This window comes from Snodgrassella alvi (assembly GCF_002777425.1).
In the GTDB taxonomy this organism is placed as follows: Bacteria; Pseudomonadota; Gammaproteobacteria; order Burkholderiales; family Neisseriaceae; genus Snodgrassella; species Snodgrassella alvi_B.
Genome location: NZ_MDVC01000115.1, coordinates 195,304 through 202,531, shown reverse-complemented (window position 1 = coordinate 202,531; position 7,228 = coordinate 195,304). Strand labels below are relative to the sequence as shown.

Below are 7,228 nucleotides of genomic sequence, written 5' to 3'. Positions count from 1 at the left end.
GGAATAATGAGATATTAAATTATAGGTATATGTCCATATTTAATAATTTTTTAGCCTTTATAAATTCAGATGATTTCAAAATTTTTTCTTCATCTAATTCAATCACATTAGCTTTTTCCTTGAAGCAATTAATTTCTTTACAATCCATTGCACATAAAATAAGTTGAGCTTGAGGTGGAATTGTATTAATAAGAAAATTTAAAATATTTTTATAATTAAAATTAGCCTGTTCCTGTTGATTTGGTGTATCAATGATAATAGATGCAAAAACTTCATTTTCTGCTTCTTCTATCAATTTCAGTACGGCCATATAATATGCGAGTAGTCCTCTAGTACTTTCAGCAGCGCCACCACTTCCATGCAGTTTGTTGTAATCTATAGGGGATTTAATTGGTTTTAAATTAACTCCTTTTGCATCCAGTTTGTCGATATAATCATTTAAATATTTTAAAAAATTATTATTTATGAAAAGACGTTGCTCTTTTGATAAAAGTTGTTTTTGTTTTTGGTTTAACCTTTCTATCTCTAATTCATTTTCTTCTGCTAGTAATAAGCTATTAGCTCTGGCCTGTTGTACATGCTTTTCAACATTTTTGACTGTTAACATATCAAAGATGTTAATATCATCTATCCCAATACTTGATTTTTCTAAAACTAAGTCTTTCGAAATGTATTTGTTTCTTATTTGATTAATTTTGCTTCGAAGTATTGTAATTTTAATATTTTTGTCTGATAAATTTTTATCAATAAGCTCAATTTCTTTTTTTAAGGATTGAACTAATTTAATGGCTTGGTCTTTGTCTGCAAGAATAGAAGCTCTATAAGGAGAGGAATTATTATGGATTGTCCCACATAACGGACATAAAAGCTCATCATCATTATGATATTCGATAGAGAATAAATAATCTTTTTCTAATTCGTCTACTGCTATATTAGCTAACTCTAACTGACTTAACAAATAGGTACGTTTTGTTTTATCTTTAGCTATTATATTAAATAATTCTTCTTGTTCAGCTTGAAGTTTAGATATATCTTCCGATACTTCTTTTTTTAAAATATCAAATTCTTCATTAGTTAAAGCTATAGTTTTAGAAGGTGTGGGAAAATATGTATTCACTATTTCAATGGCTGTATCAATTTTTTGTTGAATTTGTATTTGAGCTTTTTTTTCTTTGTTTTCTAGAGCAATTTCTTTCTGAATTGCAAAGTGTTCTGGCACTAGATATCCAGTGTGATATTGTATAATAGTCTTTTGCCAGTCTCTATATTGATTTAGGCTAGAAAAACCTATCCATGTTTTAGACCAACTAGATTGCTGATCAATGTAAAAAGGTAAATAGTAAAAAGCTGGTGGAGGTGTCTCTAATATAAAGTCGTCTTCACCATTTTTCGTACGTTGGGGTAAAAGAGCTCTAAAACCAACAATTTTAGCAAATTCTTCAGCATACTCCCCTGATATTTTTGAATATTTTTTTTGAGAATTATCAGGCCAATATATTATTATGGTATTTTTATAACGTTCTATTCTAAAATTATTTTCTCCTATATTAAAATCAACACGGCAATGTACTTCGAGGTTCTTCCATGTTGGATCTAAATATGGCTCACACCCTAAAGTCCATACTAATAATTTAGCTAAAGTTGATTTACCAAAGCTATTATTCTTTGCTGTTATCAAATTCAGATGAGGATTGAACTTGAACAGGTTTCCCAGTTTTTTTGACTTTGATATTACTACAAGTTGTTGGAATACTAAGTTTTTCATATTGTTTTGTCCTTAGATTTCTTATAAGTAATTTGTAATTATCGATTGTAGGTTCTTTTTTCATAGATTTTATTTATCAATTCATAAGTTATCGCTGCTAAAAGTTCGGTTCTATCTGTAAAATTATTTTTAATTGTTTGAGGTAAGTCATTTAATGTAGCTTCTATAAAGTCTTTAAATGAATAATTTTTAAATGTTTGAAAATTATTGTCAATTACTTTTATAATCTCATTTTTATTATTAACTGTATCAAGCGAACGTCCTATATGTATTGTATTCATATATCTGTCGAAGTCAAATCGGATACTTATTTTCTCTAATCTATTTAATCCCAATTCTGGAATTAGCTCATTGAACGTTTGGATGAAACGTTCTTTATTAAAATCAGTATTCACCAAAATAATTTCTTGAACTTGAGAGTAGGTAATTCCTTGGGTTTTAATCATTTTTTCCCAATTTAAATAGTTATTTTGGTTTGTACCTTTACGATGTAAATCATCTATTATGGCTCTATAAATTGTAAGCGGTGAACATTTTGAATTAGGATAAATTTTATCAATAAGATTTATTATTTTTCCTTTGGTTGTATCTTGAAAACTTATAGATGGAAGTTCTGGTATAACAAATCTTAATGATTGTGGTAATGGATAATCACCTAGCTCTTTATTAATAGCATCTTGAATTTTTTGTAAACAATTTTCATCAATGTCATTGATAGTAATAATATTTAATTTATAACTTTTTTTTTCTTTTTTAAGATCTATTTTATATCCACAAGTTAAAACGAGATCCACATTTTTCAATCTTGAAATAAATGGTTTATCTTTTATTCCAGAAAGCATTTTTCCCAATAATGAATTAGATTTATTAGAACCTTGTAATTTTACTAATTGTGTAGCTGTACATGGCGAAGAACTAATGCTTTTTACCTGAGTGAACTCAAATTCGGCATTTGTTATATCCGTTGAAGTAGCGAATAATACATCTTCATGTAACTCCATAAATATTACATAATCTTTGGATACCTCATGTGCTTCAAGTATTCTGCATAAAGCCCAATGATACTGATATTCAAATTTTTCGAAAGTCAATGCACCAGCATTTTCGCGTTGTGGGCAAGCAAGAGGATTATTTTCTGGTGCAGATTGTGATATATCCAATATAACCTCCCATATTTAAAATGAAAAATTAGTTAGCTATTTTATTAATATCAGTATATTAGATTAATTGATTTATATTAATAAACAGTTAAATAAATTTTTATATGTAAAATTTATTTAACTGTTACATGCCACCTTAGTTAGGAACTTATAACAACACTTTTTCAATCCCCCCATTACTGGCTTTTTGCACAAACTCTTCCTGCCAGTTTTCACCCAGTATATGTTTGGCCATTTCAATCACGACATAATCGGCCTTGATATTGGTGTCATCGCTGTAGCGGCTGAGGCCTTGCAGGCAGGCGGGGCAGCTGGTGAGGATTTTTACCGGTTCGCTCTGCGGCAGTTTGGCTTTGCCTTTTTCGATTTCTTCCTGTTTACGGAAGCGTACTTGTGTGGCGATATCGGGGCGGTTGACGGCAAACATGCCGGATTCGCCGCAGCAGCGGTCGGACAGGGGCACGTTTTGTCCCATCAGTTCGTTAACTACTCTGATTGGCTGGTTGGTTTTGATTGGTGTGTGGCAGGGGTCGTGGTACAAGTATTGCTGGCCTTTGATGCCGTCCAGTTTCAGGCCTTTTTCCAGCAGGTATTCGTGGATGTCGAGTATACGGCAGCCGGGGAAAATTTTATCGAAATGGTAATCTGTAAGCTGGTCGTAGCAGGTGCCGCAGCTTACGACTACGGTTTTGATATCCAGATAGTTGAGGGTATTGGCTACGCGGTGGAACAGGACGCGGTTGTCCATGGTGATTTGGTCACCTTTGTCTTTGTTGCCGCCGGCGGTTTGCGGGTAGCCGCAGCAGAGGTAGCCCGGTGGCAGTACGGTTTGTACGCCTACATGCCACAGCATGGCTTGTGTGGCCAGACCAATCTGGCTAAACAGGCGTTCGGAGCCACAGCCGGGGAAGTAGAAGACGGCTTCGGCTTCTTCGCTTACCTGTGGATTGCGGATAATCGGTACGGTGGTGTTGTCTTCGATATTCAGCAATGCGCGGGCGGTTTTAATTGGTATGTGGCGCGGTAACGGGCGGTTGATGAAGTGAACAACTTGCTCGCGGATTTCTGGTTTGCCGGTGGTGGCACGCGGGGCAGTTTTCTGGCGTTTGAGCCAGCCAAGGCTGAAGTGTTTGCCCATTTCATAGCCCCAGTTTTGCAATCTGAAGCCGGTTTTGATTACACTCTGACGCAGGGCTTTGATGGTTCTCGGGTCAGTGGCGTTGAGGAAAGCCATACCCATGTAGACGGTGGGGTTGAATTTCTTTTTACCGGCCTTGCGCAGGTAGTTGCGCATGGCTACGGTTACGTCGCCGAAATCAATTTTTACTGGGCAGGGCTTGATGCAGCGGTGGCATACGGTACAGTGGTCGGCCACGCTGTTGAGTTCGTCGAAGTGTTTCAGGGATACGCCGCGGCGGGTCTGTTCTTCGTACAGGAAGGCTTCGGTAAGCAGGCCTACGCCGAGGATTTTGTTGCGTGGGGAGTAGAGCAGGTTGGCGCGCGGTACGTGGGTGCTGCATACGGGTTTGCATTTGCCGCAGCGCAGGCAGTCTTTGATGGCATGGGCGATTTTGCCCAGCTCGGATTGTTCCATAATCAGGGATTCTACGCCCAGCAACTCAAAGGAGGGGGTGTAGGCTTTGTCGAGGTTGGCACCGGGCATCAGTTTGCCGCGGTTGAAATAGCCGTGCGGGTCTACCTGTTGTTTGTAGTCCCAGTAGGGCTGCATTTCGGCTGCGGTGAGGTAGTTGATTTTGGTAATGCCGATGCCGTGTTCGCCGGAAATAACGCCGTTCAGGCTGCGCGCCAGTGCCATGATGCGGTCTACGGCGTGGTGGGCGGTTTGCAGCATGTCGTAGTCGTCGGAGTTTACCGGTATGTTGGTGTGGACGTTGCCATCACCGGCATGCATGTGCAGGGCGACGAAGACGCGGCCGCGGATGATATGGCGGTGGATTTGGTCGAGTTTTTCCAGAATCAGGGTATCGGTTTTGCCACTGAAAATTTCTGCCAGCGGCTGCATGATGTCGCGTTTTACGGATACTCGCAGGTGGAAGTCGCGCATGGCGATAAAGCAGCTTTGGTCGCCTGCCGGTTCGTTGTCTTCAAGTTTTTGCGGGAACTGTTTGAGGTAGTCGGCCAGCGGGGCATCAAGGTGATTGAGCAGCCATGTCCAGCGGGTTTGGATGCCGGTAACGTGATTCAGTGCATGCTGTTTGCGTGAGCCGAGTAATTCGGTGCTCGGCAGGTCGGTGTCGAGCTTGTCTACCGGCAGTTTGGTTTGCAGGTAGTCGATGATGGCAGCACACAAGGCCAGTTTGTTCTGTATGGACAGTTCGATGTTGATGCGTTCGATGCCATCGGAGTAGCTGCCAAGCTGTTCCAGCGGGATAACGACGTCTTCGTTGATTTTAAAGGCGTTGGTATGGCGGGCAATGGCGGCGGTACGGGAACGGTCGAGCCAGAAGATTTTGCGTGCTTCGGGGGTAACGGCGATAAAGCCTTCTCCACAGCGGGCATTGGCCAGTCGTACGATATGTGCAGCGGCGGCCTGTACTTCGTTTTCGTCGTCGGCAACGATGTCGGCAAGTAAAACCATTTTCGGGCGGCCTTTGCCGGTGGCCTTGGTGGCATAGCCGACGGCGCGTACATAACGCCAGTCCAGATGCTCCAGCCCCGCCAGTTTGACGCTTGGGTGGTTGAGCATGTAGTTGCGTACTTCGACAATGGACGGGGTGGCGTTGGCTACGGTGCCAAAAAATTCCATACATATGGTACGGGTGTATTTGGGCATGCGGTGCAGTACGAAGGCGGCAGAGGTTATGATGCCGTCGGTACCTTCTTTTTGCACACCGGGCACGCCGGCAAGGAATTTGTCGGTAACGTCTTTGCCCAAGCCTACTTTGCGGAATCGCTGGCCGGGTACTTCGAGGCGCTCGGTTTTGATAATGGAATAGCCGTCGTCATCTAGTGTGTGTATGTCGAAGATGGCGGTGGTTTCGTCGTGAATTTTGCCAAAGTTGTGACGCACGCGCTCGATTTTCAGCCACTGACCCAGTGGGTTGACCATTTTCCACCATGCCAGATTGTCGAGGGTTGTGCCCCATAGTACGGCTTTTTTACCACCGGCATTCATGGCTATGTTGCCGCCGATACAACAGGCATCGGCGGAGGTGGGATCGACGGCAAATACCCAGCCGGCTGCGGTAGCGGCTTCTTCTACGCGGCGGGTAACGACGCCGGCACCACAGGTAATAACGGGGTGGGTACCTTCCAGTCCGGGCAGTTGCTGTAAGGCTACCGGGCTGTACTGGTCGAGTTTTTCGGTGTTGATTACGGCACTCATGGCATCCATGGGTATGGCGCCGCCTGTATAGCCGGTGCCACCGCCACGCGGGATGATGGTGAGTTCGAGTTCAATCAGGGCGCGTACGAGTGGGGCAATTTCTTTTTCGTGGTCTGGATTGATAACCACAAATGGATATTCGATACGCCAGTCGGTGGCATCGGTAACATGGGTAACGCGTGCCAGCCCGTCAAACATGATGTTGTCTTTGTGGGTGATTTTGCGCAGGCGGTTGAATACCTGTTCGCGTTTGTTGCGGGTTTTACCGAAGCTGCTGTCAAAATCGTTGATGGCCTGTTCGGTACTTTCCATCAGTTGGGCAACTTGCTGGTTGTTGTCGCGCCGTTTCTGGATTTCGTGCAGGCGGTGGCGCATTTCTTTAACCAGTGCCTGCTGGCGTTGTTGGTGTTCGAGCAGGTCGTCGATGAGATAGGGGTTGCGGATGACTGCCCAGATGTCGCCCAGTATTTCAAACAGCATGCGCGCTGAGCGGCCGGTACGTCTTTGCCCGCGCAGTTGTTGCAGTAAATCCCATGAATGGCTGCCGAGTAGGCGGATGACTATTTCCCGGTCGGAATAGGAGGTGTAGTTGTAGGGGATTTCGCGTATACGCTGACTGGCTTGTGTGCTCATTGATGTGTTCCGTTCCGCTCTGCTGGCGTTAAATTGGTAGGGCTATGAGTGGGGTATTTTAACTGATTAACTTTACTTTTAGCAGTTTTGTCTTGTGACAATTTAGGTGAAAACGGCAGTGGTGGCAATGGAAAAATCTGCTGGTTTGATGGTATTTTGTTTCATGTATATGCAGAAAGCTAAAAATCTACTTTGAGTTTTGATAACTGATATTCAGGCCAGCTACGGGAAATTGCATGGTTATCAATTTATCGGATAGTCGTTTTTGAGACTATTGCGTTTTACCTGTATTTAAACTGCTTACTTTGATAATTAAAAAGCCCT

Annotated in this window: 3 protein-coding genes; all 3 read right to left on the bottom strand. The window is 42.5% G+C overall.

Annotation, left to right across the window (positions count from 1 at the left end; all coding sequences use genetic code 11):
* Positions 1–19 precede the first annotated feature (19 nt).
* Complete coding sequence (locus BGI33_RS12840) at positions 20–1,765, bottom strand: hypothetical protein (protein ID WP_100091556.1); 1,746 nt, start codon at positions 1,763–1,765, stop codon at positions 20–22.
* 38 nt (positions 1,766–1,803) lie between these two features.
* The gene (locus tag BGI33_RS12835) at positions 1,804–2,925 is read right to left on the bottom strand and encodes a DUF4297 domain-containing protein (protein ID WP_180297045.1); all 1,122 of its coding nucleotides are present in this window, start codon (positions 2,923–2,925) and stop codon (positions 1,804–1,806) included.
* Between the two features lie 148 nt (positions 2,926–3,073).
* A complete protein-coding gene (locus tag BGI33_RS12830) occupies positions 3,074–6,904 on the bottom strand; it encodes a DUF3683 domain-containing protein (RefSeq protein ID WP_100091554.1) in 3,831 nt (1,276 codons plus the stop codon).
* Positions 6,905–7,228: the final 324 nt, after the last annotated feature.